We start from the raw sequence: 22,656 nt of genomic DNA on the forward strand, positions 1-22,656 counted from the left end.
GCAACACTGAGTGACCACCACCTTGCGCCTTTAAACCGGGCTCAAGGTGGTGCCCTTACCCCGACAGTGTTAATAGGTCTCCACAGGGCTTAAGCGCTAAGCAGTCATTGATCTCTGAGATCTGCTGCCAATTAGTCATGAACTGAATGGCTTAGCCTGATATTTATTCACAACGCCTAAAACCTAAAAAAACGACAGGGCTAAACTCCGTATCGTTTTATAGGCGCACTATTGCTATCAATACTTATTGATTGCAGAAGCTAAACAACATTCAAGGATTAATAATCTTCGAATAGGCTTTCGCCAATGCAATCAAAACAACTTTGTCCTGCGCGTCGATTGCACCATCCCCGTTGACATCAGGTGTGTTGCCCATGGCAAAGGTGATGCCGCCATCATTCGACACAGCTTCGCGGGTGGTCGAGTCCAGCAGAGAGTAGGTGGGCGCACGATTTTCAGGATCATAGCTTTCTTTCTTTAACGCGAACTGCATCGACACCCTAACTTCTTTTGGACTAACGACAGACGGTGCCAATAGTTGCAGGAATACACCGCGCTGATTGTATTTCGACATTTATTAAATCCTTTTAATATGATTAATACGACAACTTCGTGTGAAGCGAAGAATACTGAAATCAGATAAAAGTGCTACGCGCTTTATGTTTCGCATGATGACAAAACTTAAAACTGTCAGGTGCTGAACGGCACTGGTCGATTGCGCAAAACCCGGATACTGTATGTACATACAGCTAAAGGAATTTGTCGATGACTACGCCCTTGCCACCTCGCGGACGCGGTACCGCGACTAATCCGCACAACCGCTTCGCGCCGAATCGTTCGGTGGTCGAGGATGATGGCTGGTATCAGGAAGCGCCGGTCACCCAAGGGACCGAGGTGCGTATCGAAACGGCAAAAACCATCATCACCCGCAACAACTCCCCGGACTTGCCCTTCGATCGCTCGATCAATCCCTATCGCGGCTGCGAGCACGGTTGCATCTACTGCTATGCACGACCCAGTCACGCCTATTGGGACATGTCGCCGGGGCTGGATTTCGAAACCAGGCTGATCGCCAAGACCAACGCCGCCGATGTGCTGGAAGAACAGCTGAGCAAACGCGGTTATCAATGCGCGCCGATCAACCTGGGTTCCAACACCGATCCCTATCAACCCATTGAGCGCGAGCACAAAATCACCCGAAAAACCCTCGAAGTACTGCTGCGTTACCGTCATCCGGTGACCATCATCACCAAAGGCTCGCTGATTCTTCGTGATCTGGACTTGCTGGCCGAACTCGCCGAGCAGCGCCTTGTGGCGGTGATGATCAGCCTCACCACCCTGGACGACGAACTCAAACGCATCCTCGAACCACGTGCCGCAGCACCCAAGGCCCGGTTACGCGCGATCCGCGTAATGCGTGAGGCCGGTATCCCGGTTGGCGTGTTGTGCTCGCCGATGATTCCGATGATCAACGACAGCGAACTCGAAAGCCTGCTGATGGAGGCTCATGCGGCCGGCGCGCAAAGTGCAGCGTACATGATGTTGCGCTTGCCACTGGAGGTGGCGCCGCTGTTCGAAGAATGGCTGGCCGCCCACTATCCTCAGCGAGCCGCTCATGTGCTGAGCCTCATCCGCCAGAGCCGTGGCGGTGAGCTGTATGACAGCCGGTTTGGCGCCCGGATGCGCGGCGAAGGCCCCTTTGCCGACTTGCTGGCGCAACGTTTTGCCAAAGCCATCAAACGCCTGGGGCTTAATCGTCGCGAAGGTTTTGATCTGGACTGCGAAGCCTTCTGTCCGCCGGGTCGCCAAATGTCGTTGATTTGAGGAAAATTAGCTTATGGTTGAGGAGTAACAAACGCATGGTATCTTCAGGCTGGTCACGTTTTTTGTGAGCTGGAACACACGTTCTAGAGCGTTTCATTCAGTTTGAGTTAAGTTTCGCCCGCTACCTTGTTCATCGAGTGACTGACGGGTCGAGTTTGCGACCTGGATGTTTTTTAAACAGCCACTGGCTTCACTTCGGACAAAACGGGAAACTTCCCTGACTCCGCCAATGAGGATGAATTCATGAGTGACAAGGATAAACAGCCATCAGCTGCGTCGGCGCAAGCACTCCCCGAAGCGGAAACCGCAGATGCAGCGCTGAAGCATATTGTTGACGGCTTTTTGCATTTTCATCACGAGGTCTTTCCACAGCAGGAAGAGCTCTTCAAAAAACTCGCCACGGCCCAAAGCCCCAGAGCGATGTTCATCGCCTGCGCCGATTCGCGCATCGTTCCTGAACTGATCACCCAAAGCGCTCCTGGCGATCTGTTCGTAACCCGTAACGTCGGCAACGTTGTACCGCCTTACGGGCAAATGAACGGCGGTGTTTCCACCGCGATCGAATATGCGGTACTGGCCMTCGGCGTACAGCACATCATCATATGCGGGCACTCCGACTGTGGTGCGATGCGTGCGGTGCTGAACCCGCAAAGCCTGGAAAAAATGCCCACGGTCAAAGCCTGGTTGCGTCACGCCGAAGTGGCAAAAACCATGGTCCAGGAAAACTGCCATTGCGCTGACGAAAACGAAAGCATGCACATCCTCACCGAGGAGAATGTGATCGCTCAGCTACAGCATTTACGCACGCATCCATCGGTCGCCTCACGCATGGCCAACGGTCATCTGTTTATCCATGGCTGGGTTTACAGCATCGAAACCAGCGAAATCAAAGCTTACGACGCGGATCAGGGTTGTTTCCTGCCGCTCGATGGCAGCCATCCGATTCCGGTGGCAACGCCCAAAGCGCGTTTCTAAAACTCCTAAATCCCCCGCGTGGTTTTGCCGAGGCTACTGATTCAGTAGCCCGGCTTCGCCATGCCTGAAAAAACGTCGGGAGCGTCAACATGCGTGCTGCGCAACTTAAAGCTGTTTTGCCACGGGAGCTACTGGCTTCGGTGGTCGTGTTTCTGGTCGCCCTGCCCTTGTGCATGGGCATCGCTATCGCTTCGGGGCTGCCGCCGGCCAAGGGTTTGATCACCGGGATCATCGGCGGTCTGGTCGTGGGTTGGCTTGCCGGCTCGCCCTTACAAGTCAGTGGTCCTGCGGCGGGCCTGGCGGTTCTGGTGTTCGAATTGGTGCGCCAGCATGGCGTCGCAATGCTCGGGCCCATCCTGCTGCTGGCGGGGTTTCTGCAATTGGTCGCCGGGCGATTGAAACTGGGTTGCTGGTTTCGGGTCACGGCGCCAGCGGTGGTGTATGGCATGCTCGCCGGGATTGGCGTGCTTATCGTGCTGTCGCAGGTGCATGTGATGCTCGACGGGGTACCCAGGCCTTCCGGGCTGGATAACCTGGCCGCCTTTCCAGCCGCGGTGATGCAAGCCCTGCCGTCCTTGGGCTGGCAAGCCGGGTTGCTCGGGCTGTCGACGATGGCGGTGATGTGGCTGTGGGAAAAATTGCGGCCTCATTCGTTGCGGTTTGTTCCGGGAGCGCTTCTGGGCGTCGGTCTGGCAACAGTCGCCAGCCTGATCCTTGCCTTGCAGGTCAAACGCGTGGAAGTCCCTGCCAACCTTGCCGAGGCCATCGATTGGCTGAAACCCGCTGACTTGCTCAATTTGGCGGACCCGACTTTGCTGGTCGCCGCATTCGCCGTGGCGTTTATCGCCAGCGCCGAAACCCTGCTATCGGCCGCCGCAGTGGACCGCATGCACAGCGGCCAGCGTTCCGACTTCGACCGGGAGTTATCGGCGCAAGGTGTGGGCAACATGCTTTGCGGTCTCTTGGGCGCGTTGCCGATGACCGGCGTGATCGTACGCAGTTCGGCCAATGTCCAGGCCGGCGCCACCACGCGACTGTCGACCATCTTTCACGGCCTGTGGCTGCTGGCGTTCGTGTTGTTGCTGTCGAGTGTGTTGCAAAGCATTCCGGTAGCGAGCCTTGCTGGTGTGCTGGTTTACACCGGGTTCAAACTGGTCGATCTCAAGGTCTTTCGCGGGTTGGGCCGCTATGGCCGCATGCCGATGTTCACTTACGCGGCGACTGCGCTGGCGATCATCTTCACTGACCTGCTCACGGGTGTGTTGATTGGCTTCGGCTTGACCCTGGCCAAACTGGCCTGGAAGGCTTCACGCCTGAAAATCAGCCTGATCGACCTGCCGGCGGAGGGCGAAATGGAGTTGCGGCTGACAGGCGCAGCGACCTTTCTCAAGGTGCCGGCGCTGACTCAGGTACTGGGCACTATTCCCGCCGGTGCGACGGTGCATGTGCCGCTCAACAACTTGAATTACATCGATCACTCGTGTCTTGAGTTGCTTGAGGAATGGGGCCGGGCGAATGCGGCCAAGGGTTCGATACTACTGATTGAAGCGCGGGGGTTGAAGCGCAGGTTGGAGGGACGGTTGAGGACGACCACCGGAATTGGTTCGGCTGTATAGGAAACAGTGTGGGAGCGAGCCTGCTCGCGAAGGCGGTGCATCAGTCGACATCAACGTTGAATGACACACCGCTATCGCGAGCAGGCTCGCTCCCACAGGGCAGTGTTGGCTCTAAAGGATCAAGCCGCCGGCTGATCCAGTTCCAGGCCTACGCCCAAGCGACGCGACATGCACGGCCAGCGCTTCCAAGCGGCACCGGTATCCGGGCTATTGAGCTTCTCGCGGTAGGCTTCCACCGATTCCAGCGCAAAACTCTCTTCGTTGAGCAGCTCGTCGATGGCGTGATGCACCGCTTCGTCCAGTTGGTTGGCAAATTCCTCACCGATCAATTGGTGAGCAATCAAGTTGGCGACCGTCATGTCCAAGGGGATCAGTGGCTGGCCGAAATGCTTGATGTACAGGTCGTTGACCTCTTCGACAAACCGGTGTGCCAGATAGGCTTCGTCCAGCAGGCTGTCCAGGCCGACATGCCCGGCCATGATTGCCGGAGGCTGGATGAAATACTGCTCGGCGATTTTCAGCACCGGTTTGATCTGTGATTCGATTCCCGCTTCCCTGGCAACTTCATTGGCTGCGTCCAGCAGATCGGGAACCTCCTCGATGTAGGCAGAAACAAAACGCGTCAGCACGCCATTGGCATCGGCCTCAGGCAATTGGATAGCAGGGTGAAGGTGAGGCAATTTGGTCTGCAGCTGACGTGTCAGCAGGCCAGTCTCTTTCTCGTGTTGTTGGGCTGTTTGGATCTGCTCGCGCAATGCGGCGGTGTTCATGAATACTCCAGTAAACAACGGCAATGAAATAGGGAAGACATAACTTAGCTGCCTTATGAAAAATGCTAAGACGCATTTGTCATAATTGTTTCATCCTTGAGACCCCTCCGTTATATCTGTTTGCCACCACTCGTCTGCATCCTTCTCCATTCCTGCCCTTGAACGCAAGTCCCAGCTGTTTCAGATCATTTACGCCGTCACATTGCGAGGTGGCAGGTGCTGTCTATACTCGGGTTGGAAATGGAGTTAGCTGATGACGCCCGACTGCACACGCAGCAAGGCTCGGCGATTCAAGTTCGTAGTCTGAAAAAGCCGCTCCCTTGCCGCAGGTGAAAGCCGGYGGGATAACAAGAACGATAAGGGGAACCCGCAATGATGCGACATCCACACGTCTGGATGGGCCTCCTGTTGTGGTCGATTTTCAGTCAGGCGCAAGCGGCCTGGACTGTGAATATGGCGCCGGGAGCGACTGAAATCAGTCACGCAGTATTTGACCTGCACATGACCATTTTCTGGATTTGTGTAGTGATCGGAATCATCGTCTTCGGCGCCATGTTCTGGTCGATGATTCTGCACCGCCGCTCTACCGGGCAGGTGGCCGCAAAATTTCATGAAAGCACCACCGTTGAAATCCTCTGGACCATCGTGCCCTTCCTGATCCTGGTGGCCATGGCGGTTCCTGCGACTGCAACCCTGATCAAGATGTACGACGCCAGTGAGCCGGATATCGACATCCAGGTCACGGGCTATCAGTGGAAGTGGCACTACAAATACCTGGGCCAGGACGTTGAGTTCTTCAGCAACCTGACCACCCCCGCTGACCAGATCCACAATAAGGAAACCAAGGGCGAGCACTATTTGCTCGAGGTCGACAAGCCGCTGGTGCTGCCGATCGGCGCGAAGGTGCGCTTTCTGGTGACCTCCGCCGACGTCATCCACTCCTGGTGGGTCCCGGCCTTCGCGGTCAAGCGCGATGCGATCCCGGGGTTCGTCAACGAAGCCTGGACCCGCGTCGACAAGCCGGGCACCTACCGCGGCCAGTGCGCCGAGTTGTGCGGCAAGGACCACGGTTTCATGCCGATTGTGGTCGAGGTCAAGGAAAAGGCCGATTACGAAAAATGGCTCGCCGAACGCAAGGCTGAAGCCCTGCAACTCAAAGAGCTGACCAGCAAGGAATGGACCCTCGACGAGCTCAAGGAGCGCGGCGACAAGGTCTACCACACCACTTGCGTCGCCTGTCACCAGGCCGAAGGTCAGGGTTTGCCGCCGATGTTCCCGGCACTCAAGGGCTCGAAAATCGCTACCGGACCAATCAAGGATCACCTGAGCATTGTCTTCCACGGCAAGCCTGGCACCGCCATGGCGGCGTTCGGCAAGCAGCTGTCGGAAGTCGATATCGCGGCGGTCGTGACCTACGAACGTAACGCCTGGGGCAACAACAAGGGCGACATGGTCACTCCGAAAGAAGTGCTGGAGCTGAAACAGGCGGAAAGCAAATGACCCGGTCTATTGCGCACCCAAGGAACCGGTCGGGGTTACGCACCCCGGCTTGCCCAGCCCATCTGTTTGCAGGAGACAGAACATGACTGCTGTAGTCGATGAACATGTTCATACCGCCACCGACCACGCCCACGGCCCCGCCAAAGGCCTGATGCGCTGGGTGCTGACCACCAACCACAAAGACATCGGCACGCTGTACCTGTGGTTTGCGTTCTCCATGTTCTTGCTGGGGGGTTCGTTCGCGATGGTGATTCGCGCCGAGCTGTTCCAGCCGGGGCTGCAAATCGTCCAGCCGGAATTCTTCAACCAGATGACCACCATGCACGGTCTGGTGATGGTGTTCGGTGCGGTGATGCCGGCCTTCGTCGGCCTCGCCAACTGGATGATCCCRTTGATGATCGGCGCGCCGGACATGGCATTGCCACGGATGAATAACTTCAGCTTCTGGCTGCTGCCGGCGGCGTTCCTCCTGTTAGTGTCGACCCTGTTTTCCCCCGGTGGTGGTCCGAACTTCGGCTGGACGTTCTACGCCCCGCTGTCGACGACCTACGCACCGGAAAGCGTGACGTTCTTCATCTTCGCCATCCACTTGATGGGGATCAGTTCGATCATGGGCGCGATCAACGTGATCGCGACCATTCTCAACCTGCGCGCCCCCGGCATGACGTTGATGAAAATGCCGCTGTTCGTCTGGACCTGGTTGATTACCGCGTTCCTGCTGATCGCGGTGATGCCGGTACTGGCCGGATGCGTGACGATGATGCTGATGGACATCCACTTCGGTACCAGTTTCTTCAGTGCCGCCGGTGGCGGTGACCCGGTGTTGTTCCAGCACGTGTTCTGGTTCTTCGGTCACCCCGAGGTGTACATCATGATCCTGCCGGCCTTCGGTGCCGTCAGCTCGATCATTCCGGCCTTCTCGCGCAAGCCATTGTTCGGCTACACCTCGATGGTCTACGCCACGGCGAGTATTGCGTTCCTGTCGTTCATCGTCTGGGCGCACCACATGTTCGTGGTCGGCATTCCGTTGGTGGGCGAGTTGTTCTTCATGTATGCGACGTTGCTGATCGCCGTACCCACCGGGGTCAAGGTGTTCAACTGGGCCAGCACCATGTGGCAAGGCTCGCTGACCTTCGAGACGCCGATGCTGTTTGCGGTGGCGTTCGTGATCCTGTTCTCCATTGGTGGCTTCTCCGGGTTGATGCTGGCCATCGCACCGGCGGACTTCCAGTACCAGGACACCTACTTTGTGGTCGCACACTTCCACTATGTACTGGTACCGGGGGCGATTTTCGGGATCTTCGCCTCGGCCTACTACTGGCTGCCGAAATGGACCGGTCACATGTACGACGAAACCCTTGGCAAACTGCACTTCTGGCTCTCGTTCATCGGCATGAACATGGCGTTCTTCCCGATGCACTTCGTGGGCCTGGCCGGCATGCCACGGCGGATTCCGGACTACAACCTGCAATTCGCCGACTTCAACATGGTCTCGTCGATTGGCGCGTTCATGTTCGGTGCCACGCAGCTCTTCTTCCTGTTCATCGTGATCAAGACCATTCGCGGCGGCCCGCCAGCACCGGCCAAACCGTGGGATGGGGCTGAAGGGCTGGAGTGGAGCGTTCCGTCACCGGCGCCGTATCACACCTTCACCACGCCACCGGAAGTGAAATGAACCCCCTGACCTTTGTAGGAGTGAGCCTGCTCGCGATGCAGGCGGCGCGGTGTGCCAGATACACCGCTATCGCGAGCAGGCTCGCTCCCACAGGGTTAATGGTGGAGGTTGGAAATCATGGCTGACTCGATTTCGATGAAAAAACTGGTCACCCGCCTGCTGTTGGTAGTGGTGGCCATGTTTGTCTTCGGGTTTGCCCTGGTGCCGATCTACGACGTGATGTGCAAGGCGTTCGGTATCAACGGCAAAACCGCCGGACAATACGTGGGCGAACAAACCGTCGATACCTCGCGACAGGTTCGCGTGCAGTTTCTCTCGACCAACTCGGCGGACATGTCCTGGGATTTCTACCCCAAGAGCGACGAATTGACGGCCAATCCTGGCGCCGTGAACGAGATGATTTTTATCGCGCACAACCCGACCGACAAGCCGATGAGCGCCCAGGCCGTGCCGAGCATCGCGCCCAGCGCTGCGGCGGCGTACTTCCACAAGACCGAATGTTTTTGTTTTACCCAGCAAGTGCTGCAGCCCGGTCAGCGGATCGAGATGCCGGTACGTTTCATCGTTGACCGTGACATGCCCAAGGATGTGAAGCACCTGACGCTGTCCTACACGCTGTTCGATATCACCGCCCGACATCCACCGGTAGCTGTAAACACTGGCGGCTGAGCGTGCCCGATAAGGAGAACAATAAATGGCAACTCATGAACACTATTACGTACCGGCCCAGAGCAAATGGCCGATCATCGCCACGGTCGGCATGCTCACCACCGTATTCGGCCTGGCCACCTGGTTCAACGATCTGAAAGCCGCGCGGCCGGAATCCCACGGCCCGTTGATCTTTTTCGTCGGCGGCCTCTTACTGGCCTACATGCTGTTCGGCTGGTTCGGAGCGGTGATCAAGGAAAGTCGTGCCGGGTTGTACAGCGCACAGATGGACCGCTCGTTCCGCTGGGGCATGAGTTGGTTCATTTTCTCGGAAGTGATGTTCTTCATCGCGTTCTTCGGTGCGTTGTTTTATGTACGCCATATCTCTGGCCCGGCCCTCGGTGGCGAAGGCGCCAAGGGTCTCGCGCACATGCTGTGGCCGAACTTCGAGTTCACCTGGCCGCTGCTGAACAACCCTGACTCGAAACTGTTTCCGCCGCCCAAGGATGTCATCGGTCCGTGGGGTTTGCCGCTGATCAACACCGTGCTGCTGGTGACTTCCAGCGTGACCGTGACCATCGCCCACCACGCGCTGAAAAAAGGCCATCGCGGCGCACTGAAGCTCTGGCTGGCGCTCACCGTATTGCTGGGCTGCRCATTCCTCATCCTCCAGGCTGAAGAATATATGCACGCCTACCAGGAACTGGGCCTGACCCTCGGTTCCGGCGTCTACGGCGCGACGTTCTTCATGCTCACCGGTTTCCACGGTGCCCACGTAACCATCGGCACGATCATTTTGTTTGTCATGTTGATACGGATCATGCGCGGGGCCTTCGACGCAGATCACCAATTCGGCTTCGAGGCAGCGAGCTGGTATTGGCACTTCGTGGATGTGGTGTGGATCGGTTTGTTCGTTTTCGTCTATGTGCTGTGAAGCAGCTTCAAGCTTCAAGCTTAGAGCTACCACGGAACATGTGACACCAACTGGCCGCTGAAGAAACCCCAGGCGATCAAGCCGACGGTAGCGGCGGCCAGTGCAACACGAACACTCAAGGCAATGACGAGGCGGTTCGAGCTGCTGTCGTCCTTGACCAGAAAAAACAGGCCGCTGAACAGGCTGACAACCGTGGCAATCAGCATCAGGACGATGGCTGCTTTGAGCATGGTGAGACTCCGGGGGAAAGGCGATGCACGTGAGTATAGCTATCGCGCATACCGACTTTTTGGCCATGCCATGAAGCGCTTTCGGCCGGGCATCGTGCCGACACTGGTGGTCGCCCTGTTGCTGCCGCTGCTGGTGTCGCTCGGGTTCTGGCAACTGAACCGGGGCGCGGAAAAAGGTGCGCTGCTGCAAAGCTACGCCGAGCGCTGTGTCGCCGAACCGATGGCCAGTACCGAACTGCAACACACCGAAGACCCGGCCTTCCGCCGCGTCCGCCTGCACGGCCAGTTCGATGCTGCGCACAGCCTGCTGCTGGACAACCGTCAGCGCGACGGCAAGGTCGGCGTGGAGTTGTTGCAACCATTTCAGGATCAGGCAACCGGCCTTTGGTTGCTGGTCAATCGTGGCTGGCTGCCGTGGCCGGATCGGCGCACACCGCCACAATTCACCACCCCCAAAGAAGCCTTGAGCCTCAACGCCTGGGTCTACGTCTCCCCCGGCGCGACCTTCCAGTTGCACGCCGACCCAAGCACCGCCACCTGGCCGGAGTTAGTCACCGCCGTCGAGCCTTCGAAGCTCTGGACAACGCTGGACCGTGAAGGATTTGCCTACGAATTACGCGCAGAAAATGGTCCCGCGACTTATCAGGCCGATTGGCCCGTAGTCGCCATGGGCCCGGAAAAACACATCGCTTATGCCGTGCAGTGGTTCGCCATGTCGCTTGCCCTGTTCGGCCTCTATTTCTATCTCGGCTGGCACAACGCAAAGGAGAAACACCATGGGAGCGGCCATGAATCCACCCAGCATGTCTGAGGCGCAAACGCCGGCGAGTCGGCGTAAAGGTCGCGTGCAGTTACTGCTGATCCTGCTGGGGGTGATCGGTCCGATGATCCTCGCCACCGGCATGTACAAATTGCAGTTCTGGGTGCCGGAAGGTCGCAGCTATCACGGCGAACTGATCGGCAACGGCCAGACCCGCGCCGAGCTCGGTGTACAGGCACAAGAGGATCGTTGGCAGATACTGGTAACCGCGCCCAAGGAGTGTTCGGTCGACTGCCAGCAGCTGGTGTACCTGGCGCGGCAGATTCAGATCGGCCTCGGCCGCGATGCCGGGCGCGCCAGTCATGCCTTGGCCGCGGCACAACCGCTGAGCAGTGAATACGACGCCAAGCTGACGCGCGAGTATCCTCAATTGCAGCGGTATCCCCTGGACCTCGCCACCTTCAGTACCTTCAACAAAGCCGCTGGTACCGGGGACAAGACCGCACCACAGCTGTGGATCATCGACCCGCACGGCAATCTGGTGCTGCGCTACGACCCGACGGTGAAGGGCAAGGACCTGCTCAACGACCTGCGCCATTTGCTGAAACTGTCGAATATCGGATAAGGGCATCGTCATGGCCAAACCTGGATTTCGCCTCGCGCTGTTTGCCACCTTGCTGGCACTGATTGTGGTGTTGCTCGGCGCCTACACGCGCCTGACTCACGCCGGCCTCGGCTGTCCGGACTGGCCGGGGTGCTATGGCTTTATCAGCGTGCCCAAAAGCGAAGTCCAACTGGCCCATGCCGAACTGCATTTTCCCGACGCTCCCGTCGAAGCCCACAAGGGCTGGAACGAGATGGTCCATCGCTATTTCGCCGGTACGTTGGGGTTATTGATTTCGGTGTTGGCCGGTCGCGCCTGGGTTCATCGTCGTCATCCGGGGCAGCCGGTGAAGTTGCCGCTGTTCCTGCTGGCGGTGGTATTCGCCCAAGCCGCGTTCGGCATGTGGACGGTGACGCTCAAGCTCTGGCCGCAAGTGGTCACTGGGCATTTACTCGGTGGTTTTGCGACGTTGAGCCTGCTGTTTTTGCTGACGCTGCGATTGTCGGGCGTGTTGCCGGCGCTGACCGTGCCACGGCGTTTGCAGTACTGGGCGACTGCCGGGTTGCTGATGGTAATCCTGCAAATTGCCTTGGGTGGCTGGGTCAGTTCCAACTACGCAGCGGTGGCCTGCATTGACTTCCCGACCTGCCACGGTCAATGGCTGCCACCGGCTGATTTCGCCAACGGCTTTCACCTGACTCAGCACATCGGCCCCAATTACCTCGGCGGGCAACTGGACAGCGATGCGCGCACCGCGATTCATCTGACTCACCGTATCGGCGCGCTGCTGGTAACGCTCGTACTGCTCGGGCTGGCCTGGCAACTGAAAGTCGTCGGCATGACACGCCTTGCGGGGCTGGTGCTAATCACGCTTGCCGCACAAATCACCCTCGGAATCAGCAACGTGCTGTTCCACTTACCGCTACCGGTGGCCGTCGCCCATAACGCGGGCGGTGCGGCACTGTTGCTGACGATGGTGCTGGTCAATTATCACGCGCGAACCAGTCTGGTTCGGGTGAAGCAGCAATCCACCGGGCGTTGGCGCTTCAGCCTGCGTAAACACTCGGCCGGCCCCATAACAATAAAAGGAGAGATGCCATGGCGACGCTGATCGGCGAACGTCACAGTCAGGCAATCTGGCGTGACTATCTGGAGCTGACCAAGCCGAAAGTGGTGGTGCTGATGCTCATCACCTCGCTGGTCGGCATGTTCCTGGCGACTCGCGCCGGGGTGCCGTGGACGGTGCTGGTGTTCGGCAATCTGGGGATTGCCCTGTGTGCCGGCGGTGCGGCGGCGGTCAACCATGTAGTGGACCGGCGCATCGACGCGGTGATGGCACGCACCCACAAACGGCCCTTGGCCGAGGGCCGGGTGTCACCGGCGGCGGCGCTGACGTTTGCCTTGGTATTGGCGGTGCTTGGGCAAGCCGTGCTGCTTGCTTTCACCAATCCGCTGACCGCCTGGCTGACCCTGGCATCGCTGCTCGGCTACGCGGTGGTGTACACCGGTTTCCTGAAACGTGCGACCCCGCAGAACATCGTCATCGGCGGCTTGGCCGGGGCCGCCCCGCCGCTGCTTGGCTGGACCGCTGCCACCGGTCACGTCAGCGCCGAACCGCTGCTGCTGGTGCTGATCATCTTCGCCTGGACCCCGCCGCACTTCTGGGCCTTGGCAATTCACCGCAAAGAGGAATACGCCAAGGCCGATATCCCGATGCTGCCGGTGACCCATGGCGAGCACTACACCAAGGTTCACATCCTGCTGTATACCTTCGCGTTGCTGGCCGTCAGCCTGATGCCCTATGTGATCCACATGAGCGGCATGCTCTATCTGATTTGCGCACTGGGGCTCGGCGCAAGGTTTCTGCAATGGGCCGTGGTGCTGTACCGTGGCACTCGGCCGCACGCGGCGATCAACACGTTCAAGTACTCTATTTATTACTTGTTCCTGCTGTTTATCGCGCTGCTCGTAGACCACTACTTATTGTTGAACCTATGACCCGAACCCAGAAAACCGTCTTCATTCTCGTCGCCCTGATCGCACTGGTCCTGGGCCTGACCATCAACAAAGTGCTGTCCGGTAAAGGCCAGGGCGACCCGACGGCACTGATCGACGCAGGCATCATCCTGCTGCCGCAAACCCGTAACCTGCCAGACGTGAAGATGATCGATCAGGACGGTAACCCGGTGATGGTCAATCAGCTGAAAGACAAGTGGAGCCTGCTGTTCTTCGGCTACACCTTCTGCCCGGACATCTGCCCGACCACCCTCGCCCAGTTGCGTCAGATCAAGAGCGAACTGCCACCGGAAGCGGCAGCCAAGCTTCAGATCATTCTGGTCAGCATCGACCCGAACCGCGATACCCCGAAGCAGCTCAAACAGTACCTGGGCTACTTCGATCCACAATTCAAAGGCCTGACCGCTTCCTCGGTTGATGACGTTCAGACGCTGGCCAACGCGGTGAGTATTCCGTTTATTCCGCCGGACACCAGCAAACCCAATTACACCGTGGATCATAGCGGCAACCTGGCGGTGATCGGGCCGGACGGCACACAGCGCGGGTTTATTCGGGGGCCGTTGAACAATGCGAAGTTGGTGGCACAGTTACCGGTGATGCTGAACCGCGAATAGTTTGGACGACACATCCCCCTGTGGGAGTGAGCCTGCTCGCGATAGGGCCATCACTGCCAACATAGATGTTGAATGTCAGGCCGCAATCGCGAGCAGGCTCGCTCCCACAGGGGGTGGTATTTCGTGCACAAAAAAGGGGACGCTCATGGCGTCCCCTTTTTCGTTGCGGCAGTCAATCAGAACGCCGGCAATACCGCGCCTTGGTACTTCTCGAGGATGAAGGCTTTCACTTCCGGGCTGTGCAGCGCAGCAACCAGTTTCTTCATCGCTTCACTGTCCTTGTCGTCCGGACGGGCAACCAGGATATTCACGTATGGCGAGTCGCTGCCTTCGATAACCAATGCGTCCTTGGACGGATCGAGCTTGGCTTCCAGCGCGTAGTTGGTGTTGATCAGCGCCAGGTCGACCTGGGTCAGCACGCGCGGGATGGTCGCGGCTTCCAATTCACGGAATTTCAAGTCCTTGGAGTTCTCGGTGATGTCCTTCACTGACGACAGGATGTTGTTCGAGTCCTTCAACTTGATCAGGCCCGCCTTCGCCAGCAGCAACAGCGCACGGCCACCGTTGGTAGCGTCGTTCGGGATCACTACGTTGGCGCCGCCCGGCAGCTCGGCGAGGGTTTTGTATTTGCTTGAGTAAGCGCCCAGCGGCTCGATGTGCACACCGGCAACCGCAACCAGATTGGTGCCCTTGGCCTTGTTGAACTCATCGAGGTACGGCTGATGCTGGAAGAAGTTGGCGTCCAGACGTTTTTCCGCCACTTGCACGTTCGGCTGAATGTAATCGGTGAAGACTTTGACCTTGAGGTCCACGCCTTCTTTGGCCAGGGCCGGTTTCACGAATTCGAGGATTTCTGCGTGCGGGACCGGGGTGGCCGCGACCGTCAGGGTGTCGGCGTGGGCAGAAAAGGCCGCAACAGCGGCAAACGCGACGAGTAGTTTCTTCATTCAGCTAACTCCATATGAGGCGCCCGTTTGGCGCCTGCCAGCGAATGGCCGGCTCATGTCTTACTTACGGGAAAAATGGACAACCAATTTGTCGCCAACGGTTTGCAGCACTTGAACCAGCACCAGCAGCAACACCACCGTCACAACCATCACATCCGTCTGGAAACGCTGGTATCCGAACCGGATTGCCAGGTCGCCCAGACCGCCAGCGCCGACCACACCGGCCATCGCCGTGTAGGACACCAGTGTAATTGCCGTCACCGTAATTGCCGCGTAGATGCCCGGACGCGCTTCTGGCAGCAAGGCATTGGTGATGATCTGACGCGTCGTCGCGCCCATGGCCTGGGTGGCTTCGATGATGCCGCGATCCACTTCACGCAACGCGGTTTCCACCAGTCGGGCGAAGAACGGTGTTGCACCCACTACCAACGGCGGGATCGCACCCGCGACACCCAGCGAAGTACCAGTGATCAACACCGTGAACGGAATCATCACGATCAACAGGATGATGAAGGGCAGCGAACGCAGGATGTTCACCACCAGCGACAGCATCGCGTAGACGCCTCTGGCTTCCAGCAACTGGCGCGGGCTGCACAGGAACAGCAGCACGCCCAGCGGCAAGCCGAGCAACACGGTGAACAACAACGAACCGCCGAGCATCAGCAACGTGTCGCCGGTGGCCAGCCAGATTTCGAACCAGTCGATATTGGCGAAGAAAGCAGTCAGGGCCTCCATTAGCGCAGCACCTCCATGTGGACGTCAGCCGCGGTGAAGCGGGCAAACGCCGCGTCCATATCGCCACCGGTGACGGCCAGAGTGAGTTGCCCGTAAGGGACGTCTTTGATGCGATCGATACGACCGGCCAGAATGCTGTAGTCCACACCGGTTTCCCGGGCAACGGTTCCCAGCAATGGCGCGTAGGTCGCTTCGCCCTGGAAGGTCAGACGTACGATGCGGCCCGGCACGTGAGCGAAGTCGTCGCGCTGCTCGCTTTCGTCAATCTGCTCGTCTTCCTGCACAAAGCGCTTGGTGGTCGGGTGTTTCGGATGCAGGAATACCTGAGCCACCGAACCTTGCTCGACGATTACACCGGCGTCCATCACCGCCACCTGGTCGCAGACGCGGCGGATCACGTCCATCTCGTGGGTGATCAGGACGATGGTCAGCTTCAGCTCGCGGTTGATCTCGGCCAGCAACTGCAGAACCGACGCAGTGGTCTGCGGGTCCAGTGCGCTAGTGGCTTCGTCGCACAGCAGGATTTTTGGCTTGGTCGCCAAGGCGCGGGCGATGCCAACACGCTGCTTCTGGCCACCGGACAATTGCGCCGGGTACTTCTTGGCGTGGTCGGACAAACCCACCCGCGCCAGCAATTCCGCCACACGCAGGTAGATTTCGCTGCGCGACAGTTCGCCGGCCAGGGTCAGCGGCAACGCGACATTGTCGGCCACCGTCTTGGACGCCAGCAGGTTGAAGTGCTGGAAAATCATCCCGACTTGCTGGCGGAAGCGCCGCAGGCCATTGGCATCCAGCGCAGTGACTTCTTCGCCGTCGACGATGATCTTGCCGCCGCTGGAGTTTTCCAGGCGATTGATCAGACGCAGCAGGGTACTTTTTCCCGCACCGGAATGACCGATCAGGCCAAAGACCTGGCCGTTCTCAATCGTCAGACTGGTCGGATGCAGGGCGGGAATATCCTTACCGGCGACGCGGTAGGTTTTGTGGACGTTTTGAAACTCGATCACGTAGCGAACCTTGTGGGGCGCGTTAGAAAAGGATCAGCGGTTAGCCGGGCGCGCATTTTAGCCTGTCCGTATAGAGGTTATTAGCATTTATTCCGCATTCATCCTTCGATTTGGCAATAACGCGATCAAAGATCATAAAAAAGGAACGGCTAAAAACCCCGTCAGTCACTAATAAGGCAACTCGACTACGCCCCCGGTGCCGTGCCTGGGGAATGCATAAGAATCCTGGCTACGGCGGGAATCGCAACGAGGAGTTTAGACTGATGAGCATCAAGAAGCCTGCCCCAACCAAAAGCGCACTGGCCGGTACCGATACCCTGGACCGCGGCAACACCAATACCAAGCTCGACAGCCTGGAAAAATTTCGCTCCGACGCCACCGAACAGGCCCTCCGCACCAATCAGGGCGTGAAGGTTTCGGACAATCAGAACACCTTGAAGGTCGGCGCCCGCGGGCCTTCGCTGCTGGAAGACTTCATCATGCGTGAGAAAATCACGCACTTTGACCATGAACGCATTCCCGAACGCATCGTCCATGCTCGCGGGACCGGGGCGCATGGTTACTTCCAGGCCTACGAAAACCATTCCGCGCTGACCAAGGCTGGTTTCCTACAGGATCCGGGCAAGAAAACTCCGGTGTTCACGCGTTTTTCCACGGTACAGGGACCACGCGGGTCAGGCGATACCGTGCGGGATGTCCGAGGGTTCGCCGTGAAGTTTTTCACYGACGAAGGCAACTTCGATYTGGTGGGCAACAACATGCCGGTGTTCTTCATTCAGGACGCGATCAAATTTCCGGACTTCGTACACGCAGTGAAACCGGAACCGCATAACGAGATCCCTACAGGCGGCTCGGCTCACGACACGTTTTGGGACTTCGTCTCATTGGTGCCCGAGTCCGCGCACATGGTGATCTGGACCATGTCCGACCGGGCGATCCCGAAAAGCCTGCGCAGCATGCAGGGTTTCGGCGTGCATACGTTCAGGCTGATCAACGCCGAAGGCAAATCACGCTTCGTCAAATTCCACTGGCGCCCCACCGCCGGTACTTGTTCGCTGGTGTGGGATGAGGCGCAGAAGCTTGCCGGTAAAGACACCGACTTCCACCGCCGCGACCTCTGGGAAGCCATCGAAATGGGCGATTACCCTGAGTGGGAACTGGGCGTGCAGGTCATCGAAGAGGAGAACGAGCACAGTTTCGACTTCGATATTCTCGACCCCACCAAGTTGATTCCCGAAGAAATCGTACCCATCACGCCGCTGGGCAAAATGGTGCTTAATCGCAATCCGGACAACTTCTTCGCCGAGACCGAGCAAGTCGCGTTCTGCCCGGGCCATATCGTGCCGGGGATCGATTTTTCTAACGATCCGCTGCTGCAAGGTCGGCTGTTTTCCTACACCGATACGCAGATCAGCCGACTTGGCGGGCCGAACTTTCATGAAATTCCGATCAACCGGCCAGTGGCACCGTTCCATAACGGTCAGCGGGATGCAATGCACCGCACCACCATCGACAAAGGGCGCGCAGCTTACGAACCCAACTCCATCGACGGCGGTTGGCCGAAAGAAACGCCGCCCGCCGCACAGGATGGCGGTTTCGAGAGTTATCCGGAGCGCATCGACGCCAACAAGATCCGCCAGCGCAGCGAATCGTTCAGCGACCATTTCTCTCAGGCGCGGCTGTTTTTTCACAGCATGAGCAAGCACGAACAGGAACACATCATCTCCGCCTACAGCTTTGAACTCGGCAAGGTGGAGCGTGAGGCGATTCGCGCGCGTGAAGTGAACGAGATCCTGGCCAATATCGATCTGGAACTGGCCACGCGTGTGGCCGCCAATCTTGGCTTGCCCGCGCCGAAAGCAGGGACCGTCGAGGTGCCTAAAACATCTCTGGAGCGCTCGCCGGCCCTGAGCCAGGCCAATTTGCTGCCGGGTAACATCAAAACCCGCAAGGTGGCGATTCTTGCGGCCAACGGCGTCGATGGTGCGGCGATTGATGCCATGAAAAAGGCATTGGAGGCAGAAGGCGCGCACGCCAAATTGTTGGGGCCCACTTCAGCACCGGTGAAAACCGCCGATGGCAAAACGTTGCCGGTGGATGCTTCGATGGAAGGCTTGCCTTCAGTGGCCTTCGACGCGGTCTTCGTGCCGGGTGGCGCGGCGTCGATCAAGGCGTTGAGCGGCGATGGTGTGGCGCTGCATTACCTGCTGGAGGCGTACAAGCACTTGAAGGCGATCGCGATGCATGGCGAGGCGAAGCAGTTGCTGGATGTGTTGAAACTGGAGGCTGATGCGGGGTTGATCGTGGGGACGGATGCGAATTTGATAAAGCCGTTTTTTGCGGCGATCGGGCAGCATCGGGTTTGGGATCGCGAGCCTAAGGCCAAGGCGATTCCAGCCTAGTCCTTTTGCAGGAAGGACGCCTTCGCGAGCAAGCCCGCTCCCACATTGGATCTGTGTTGAACACAAAATCTGTGTTCGCTGAAGATCAAATGTTGGAGCGGGCTTGCTCGCGAAGCTTTTAGGATTTGTGAGGACTCAAGACCATCTGCGCCTGAACGTTGCGCAAGATTTGCTTTTCCAGTTTCAGATCAAAATCCGCATCCAGCTTCGTCACCCGTTTGGTCAACAACGTCGCCAGCCAAGGGTAGTCATCAGTGCGCGGCACCTGAATACTCACATCGCAGTTAAAATTCACCACATCGGCGGCGATGGCGTCGAGTTGACGTCGAAGTTTCGCCATATCGGTGAGATTCAATGCGACGGTGGTGCTTTCAGCCGTTGGATCAATCACCTTCGCGTGGGGTTGGGCTTCAGCGGCCTTGAGATCGGCTTCCGCTTTATCCAGTTCGGCTTTGCGGGCGGTAACGATGGCGTTGTTCACCCCACCGGTCAGCGCCGGGGCTTTCGGCATCAGGGCCCGGGCACGACTCAGTGCGGTGGCGGCGGCGTTCACATCGCCTTTTTGCAACACGATCTGACTGCGGTGCAAATACGCTTCGGCCAGTTGCCGTTGGTATTGCTCAAGGGATTGATCGTCAGGGAACTGCGCCTGCAAGGCGGCCAGTTGATCTTCGGCGGTGGCCAACTCGCTGCTGGCGAGGCTTTGTTCCAGCTGCGCGATAGCCGCAGCCCGAGACTCAGAGGCCTCAGGGGCCGCCGGTGGCGTGCTTTGGCAGGCGCCCAGCAGCAAAGAAAATGCGRCAAGGAGCAGATAACGGGAGGCGAACAACTTCATTCCTGCGACTCTCTATTTGCGCAAAAAACGAGCAAGTCTACACCCCTCGACGRGGCAGGACAAAACTCAGCAGAAACAGTGCGGCAGCCGTCACAACAATCGAGGGGCCCGCCGGTGTGTCCTTGAACCACGACAATGCCAGCCCGCCACAGACCGCGAGTATGCCCAGCAGGCTCGCGCCCAGTGCCATCTGCTCCGGTGACCGGGCGTGACGTTGTGCCGCAGCCGCCGGGATGATCAATAGCGACGTAATCAGCAATACCCCGACGATTTTCATCGCGACAGCGATCACCACGGCGATCAGCAACATCAGGGCCAGACGCAACGAAGCCACCGGCAAACCTTCGACCCTGGCCAACTCCTCATGCACCGTGATGGCTAGCAACGGCCGCCACAAGGTCACCAACAACACCAGTACGGCAGCGCTGCCGCCCAGAATCCAGGCGAGATCGGTCGGGCTGATCGCCAGCAAGTCGCCGAACAGGTACGCCATCAGGTCGATCCGCACTTCGTGCATGAAGCTTAGTACCACCAAGCCCAAGGAGAGCGTGCTCGGTGCGAGAATTCCCAAAAGCGTGTCAGACGCCAGCGGCTGGCGTTGTTGCAACGTCACCAGCAACACCGCCAACAGCAAACAGCCTACCGTCACCGCAACAGTCGGGCTGACATCCAGCAAGAATCCCAACGCAACACCGAGCAAGGCCGCATGGGACAAGGTGTCGCCGAAATAGGCCATGCGCCGCCAGACCACGAACGAGCCCAAGGGGCCCGCCACCAGCGCCAAAGCCAAACCTGCAAGCAGGGCGTAAAGCAGAAAATCAGCCATGCTTGCAGCTATCTCCATGAACGTGAGGTTGGGCCGCCGAGGCCGCAGTGACCACCGAGCCATGCAGATCATGGGCGTGGTCGTGATGGTGGTGATAAATCGCCAGGCTTTGGGCGTTCTTGCCGAACAGCTCGACGAATGCCGGATCGCCGCTGACCTGCTCTGGGTGCCCGGAGCAGCAGACGTGACGGTTGAGGCAAACCACTTGGTCGGTTGTGCTCATGACTAGGTGCAGATCGTGGGAAACCATCAGCACGCCGCAACCGTGACGGTCGCGCAGGCGAGTAATCAGGTTGTAAAGTTCAGCCTGGCCGGCCACGTCGACGCCTTGCACCGGCTCGTCGAGCACTAGCAGTTCCGGTTCGCGCAGCAGCGCCCGAGCCAGCAGCACGCGCTGCATTTCACCGCCGGAAACACTTTGCACCGGGCTGTCGATCACCTGTTCGGCACCGACCTCTTTGAGTGCCGCCAATGCCATGGCACGGTCCACGCCCGGCACCAGTCGCAAGAAGCGCAGCACCGAGAGTGGCAGCGTCGGATCGACGTGGATTTTTTGCGGCATGTAACCCACGCGCAGTTTCGGCTTGCGCCAGACACTGCCACTGGTCGGCTTCAACAAACCGAGCACCGCGCGCACCAGCGTGGTCTTACCGGCACCGTTAGGGCCGATCAGGGTGACGATCTGCCCCGGCTGGACGCTCAGTTCGATGTTATCCAGCACACTTTGCCCGGCAAACGTGACGGCAACCTGCTCGAGGCGGATCAGCGCGTTGCTCATCAAGCCTCCTGGCAGCCAGAACAGAGACCGACCACTTCAACGGTCTGGCCTTCGACGATAAATCCCACGTCCTTGGCGCCGCCAATGATGGCGTCGCTGATGGACTTCTGTTCGAGCTCAATGGCGGCGTGGCATTCGCGGCAAATCAGGAACTGCCCCTGGTGGGCGTGGCCCGGATGATTGCAGCCGACGAAGGCGTTGAGCGAGGAAATGCGGTGCACCAGGACGTTTTCCAGGAGGAAATCCAGCGCACGGTACACGGTCGGCGGCGCGGCGCGACGGCCGTCCTGCTCACTGAGCACTGCGAGAATGTCGTAGGCACCCAACGGTTTGTGGCTTTGCCACACCAGCTCAAGTACACGCCGGCGCAACGCAGTCAGACGCAACCCCTGGCGTGCACACAAGGCATCCGCCTCAGACAAAGCGCTATGCACGCAATGAGAGTGGTCGTGGGGACGGCTGGCAATCGGTGTTTTAGGCATGAGCGGCGACGAGTTTTGTGAGAGACGTTATTATGTTACTCGTTCTCGCCTCTTCGAGTGGTCATCGTGTCCCGACTTTTTTCTATCTTTTTCGTATTTGTCGCCAGTTTTCTGCTGATCGGTTCGGCGCAGGCCGAAGTCAAAGTCCTCACCAGCATCAAACCCCTGCAATTGATTGCCGCTGCGGTGCAGGATGGCGTGGCGGTTCCGGAGGTATTGCTGCCACCGGGCACTTCCCCGCATAGCTATGCCTTGCGCCCTTCCGATGTACGAAAGGTGCAATCGGTCGATCTGCTGTATTGGATCGGGCCAGACATGGAAGGCTTTCTGCCGCGCGTGCTGAAGGGTCGTACACTGCCGAGCATCGCCGTACAGGATTTGCCGGGGCTGAAATTGCGCCATTTCGCCGAAGACAATCACTCCCACGCCGAAGAGGCTGACGAGCATGACCACGATCACCGGCCAGGCAGTCTGGACG

At 58.6% G+C, this 22,656-nt stretch carries 24 protein-coding genes; 14 read left to right on the forward strand and 10 right to left on the reverse strand.

The window, feature by feature from the left end:
* Positions 1-271 precede the first annotated feature (271 nt).
* Positions 272-574, reverse strand: coding sequence for a hypothetical protein (locus AC1DRJ_RS06400; RefSeq protein ID WP_477801358.1), 303 nt, complete (start codon positions 572-574; stop codon positions 272-274).
* A gap of 191 nt (positions 575-765) precedes the next feature.
* On the opposite strand from AC1DRJ_RS06400, the gene AC1DRJ_RS06405 reads away from it, so the two are divergent.
* The 3 genes from AC1DRJ_RS06405 to AC1DRJ_RS06415 all read left to right on the forward strand — a co-directional run bounded on the left by AC1DRJ_RS06405 (position 766) and on the right by AC1DRJ_RS06415 (position 4,415).
* Positions 766-1,824 carry a PA0069 family radical SAM protein gene (locus tag AC1DRJ_RS06405; RefSeq protein ID WP_477801359.1) on the forward strand — a complete coding sequence of 353 codons (1,059 nt, stop codon included), beginning with the start codon at positions 766-768 and terminating at the stop codon, positions 1,822-1,824.
* A gap of 243 nt (positions 1,825-2,067) precedes the next feature.
* A complete protein-coding gene (locus AC1DRJ_RS06410) occupies positions 2,068-2,799 on the forward strand; it encodes a carbonic anhydrase (protein ID WP_477801360.1) in 732 nt (243 codons plus the stop codon).
* An 89-nt stretch (positions 2,800-2,888) separates the two neighbouring features.
* On the forward strand, positions 2,889-4,415 hold the full coding sequence (locus tag AC1DRJ_RS06415) for a SulP family inorganic anion transporter (protein ID WP_477801361.1): 1,527 nt from the start codon (positions 2,889-2,891) through the stop codon (positions 4,413-4,415).
* Between the two features lie 119 nt (positions 4,416-4,534).
* On the opposite strand, the gene AC1DRJ_RS06420 is transcribed toward AC1DRJ_RS06415, so the two are convergent.
* Positions 4,535-5,185 carry a hypothetical protein gene (locus tag AC1DRJ_RS06420; RefSeq protein WP_477801362.1) on the reverse strand — a complete coding sequence of 217 codons (651 nt, stop codon included), beginning with the start codon at positions 5,183-5,185 and terminating at the stop codon, positions 4,535-4,537.
* A gap of 372 nt (positions 5,186-5,557) precedes the next feature.
* Here AC1DRJ_RS06420 and coxB point away from each other — a divergent pair, with 372 nt between their 5' ends.
* From coxB to AC1DRJ_RS06440, 4 genes are all read left to right on the forward strand, one after another.
* Complete coding sequence (gene coxB / locus AC1DRJ_RS06425; RefSeq protein ID WP_477801363.1) at positions 5,558-6,685, forward strand: cytochrome c oxidase subunit II; 1,128 nt, start codon at positions 5,558-5,560, stop codon at positions 6,683-6,685.
* Between the two features lie 82 nt (positions 6,686-6,767).
* Entirely contained in the window at positions 6,768-8,360 is a 1,593-nt protein-coding gene (ctaD, locus tag AC1DRJ_RS06430; RefSeq protein ID WP_007947918.1) for a cytochrome c oxidase subunit I, read from the forward strand.
* Between the two features lie 117 nt (positions 8,361-8,477).
* Positions 8,478-9,029, forward strand: coding sequence for a cytochrome c oxidase assembly protein (locus AC1DRJ_RS06435; protein ID WP_477801364.1), 552 nt, complete (start codon positions 8,478-8,480; stop codon positions 9,027-9,029).
* 25 nt (positions 9,030-9,054) lie between these two features.
* The gene (locus AC1DRJ_RS06440) at positions 9,055-9,942 is read left to right on the forward strand and encodes a cytochrome c oxidase subunit 3 (protein ID WP_477801365.1); all 888 of its coding nucleotides are present in this window, start codon (positions 9,055-9,057) and stop codon (positions 9,940-9,942) included.
* Between the two features lie 26 nt (positions 9,943-9,968).
* On the opposite strand, the gene AC1DRJ_RS06445 is transcribed toward AC1DRJ_RS06440, so the two are convergent.
* Positions 9,969-10,172, reverse strand: a complete 204-nt coding sequence (locus tag AC1DRJ_RS06445) for a twin transmembrane helix small protein (RefSeq protein ID WP_007940724.1) — start codon at positions 10,170-10,172, stop codon at positions 9,969-9,971.
* A gap of 70 nt (positions 10,173-10,242) precedes the next feature.
* Here AC1DRJ_RS06445 and AC1DRJ_RS06450 point away from each other — a divergent pair, with 70 nt between their 5' ends.
* The 5 genes from AC1DRJ_RS06450 to AC1DRJ_RS06470 are packed head-to-tail and all read left to right on the forward strand — an operon-like array spanning position 10,243 to position 14,166.
* The gene (locus AC1DRJ_RS06450) at positions 10,243-10,983 is read left to right on the forward strand and encodes an SURF1 family protein (protein WP_477801366.1); all 741 of its coding nucleotides are present in this window, start codon (positions 10,243-10,245) and stop codon (positions 10,981-10,983) included.
* Positions 10,949-11,557, forward strand: coding sequence for a hypothetical protein (locus AC1DRJ_RS06455; RefSeq protein WP_477801367.1), 609 nt, complete (start codon positions 10,949-10,951; stop codon positions 11,555-11,557). The genes AC1DRJ_RS06450 and AC1DRJ_RS06455 overlap by 35 nt, the downstream gene beginning before the upstream one ends.
* Before the next feature lie 10 nt (positions 11,558-11,567).
* Positions 11,568-12,647, forward strand: coding sequence for a COX15/CtaA family protein (locus tag AC1DRJ_RS06460; RefSeq protein WP_477801368.1), 1,080 nt, complete (start codon positions 11,568-11,570; stop codon positions 12,645-12,647).
* The gene (gene cyoE / locus AC1DRJ_RS06465) at positions 12,635-13,534 is read left to right on the forward strand and encodes a heme o synthase (RefSeq protein WP_007947928.1); all 900 of its coding nucleotides are present in this window, start codon (positions 12,635-12,637) and stop codon (positions 13,532-13,534) included. The genes AC1DRJ_RS06460 and cyoE overlap by 13 nt, the downstream gene beginning before the upstream one ends.
* Positions 13,531-14,166, forward strand: coding sequence for an SCO family protein (locus tag AC1DRJ_RS06470; protein ID WP_477801369.1), 636 nt, complete (start codon positions 13,531-13,533; stop codon positions 14,164-14,166). The genes cyoE and AC1DRJ_RS06470 overlap by 4 nt, the downstream gene beginning before the upstream one ends.
* 176 nt (positions 14,167-14,342) lie before the next feature.
* Here the strand turns inward: AC1DRJ_RS06470 and AC1DRJ_RS06475 are convergent, their stop codons facing one another.
* From AC1DRJ_RS06475 to AC1DRJ_RS06485, 3 genes are read right to left on the reverse strand one after another with little or no spacing between them, the layout of a single operon-like run.
* Positions 14,343-15,113, reverse strand: a complete 771-nt coding sequence (locus AC1DRJ_RS06475) for a MetQ/NlpA family ABC transporter substrate-binding protein (RefSeq protein ID WP_477801370.1) — start codon at positions 15,111-15,113, stop codon at positions 14,343-14,345.
* A 60-nt stretch (positions 15,114-15,173) separates the two neighbouring features.
* On the reverse strand, positions 15,174-15,848 hold the full coding sequence (locus tag AC1DRJ_RS06480; RefSeq protein WP_477801371.1) for a methionine ABC transporter permease: 675 nt from the start codon (positions 15,846-15,848) through the stop codon (positions 15,174-15,176).
* The gene (locus tag AC1DRJ_RS06485; protein WP_477801372.1) at positions 15,848-16,855 is read right to left on the reverse strand and encodes a methionine ABC transporter ATP-binding protein; all 1,008 of its coding nucleotides are present in this window, start codon (positions 16,853-16,855) and stop codon (positions 15,848-15,850) included. The genes AC1DRJ_RS06480 and AC1DRJ_RS06485 overlap by 1 nt, the downstream gene beginning before the upstream one ends.
* Positions 16,856-17,067: 212 nt before the next feature.
* On the opposite strand from AC1DRJ_RS06485, the gene katE reads away from it, so the two are divergent.
* Positions 17,068-19,257, forward strand: coding sequence for a catalase HPII (gene katE / locus AC1DRJ_RS06490; protein ID WP_477801373.1), 2,190 nt, complete (start codon positions 17,068-17,070; stop codon positions 19,255-19,257).
* Positions 19,258-19,375: 118 nt separating this feature from the next.
* On the opposite strand, the gene AC1DRJ_RS06495 is transcribed toward katE, so the two are convergent.
* The 4 genes from AC1DRJ_RS06495 to zur are packed head-to-tail and all read right to left on the reverse strand — an operon-like array spanning position 19,376 to position 22,178.
* Positions 19,376-20,092 (reverse strand): PA5502 family lipoprotein, encoded by a 717-nt coding sequence (locus AC1DRJ_RS06495; RefSeq protein WP_477801374.1) that lies wholly within the window; start codon positions 20,090-20,092, stop codon positions 19,376-19,378.
* A gap of 37 nt (positions 20,093-20,129) precedes the next feature.
* Positions 20,130-20,918 carry a zinc ABC transporter permease subunit ZnuB gene (gene znuB / locus AC1DRJ_RS06500; protein ID WP_477801375.1) on the reverse strand — a complete coding sequence of 263 codons (789 nt, stop codon included), beginning with the start codon at positions 20,916-20,918 and terminating at the stop codon, positions 20,130-20,132.
* A complete protein-coding gene (gene znuC, locus AC1DRJ_RS06505) occupies positions 20,911-21,696 on the reverse strand; it encodes a zinc ABC transporter ATP-binding protein ZnuC (protein ID WP_477801376.1) in 786 nt (261 codons plus the stop codon). Before znuC ends, znuB begins: the two co-directional genes overlap by 8 nt.
* Entirely contained in the window at positions 21,696-22,178 is a 483-nt protein-coding gene (zur, locus tag AC1DRJ_RS06510) for a zinc uptake transcriptional repressor Zur (protein ID WP_477801377.1), read from the reverse strand. Before zur ends, znuC begins: the two co-directional genes overlap by 1 nt.
* A gap of 66 nt (positions 22,179-22,244) precedes the next feature.
* Here zur and AC1DRJ_RS06515 point away from each other — a divergent pair.
* Positions 22,245-22,656, forward strand: a 412-nt coding sequence (locus tag AC1DRJ_RS06515) for a metal ABC transporter solute-binding protein, Zn/Mn family (protein WP_477801378.1), incomplete at its 3' end; no start/stop codon positions are given.

The organism is Pseudomonas sp. P5_B2, from assembly GCF_056400445.1.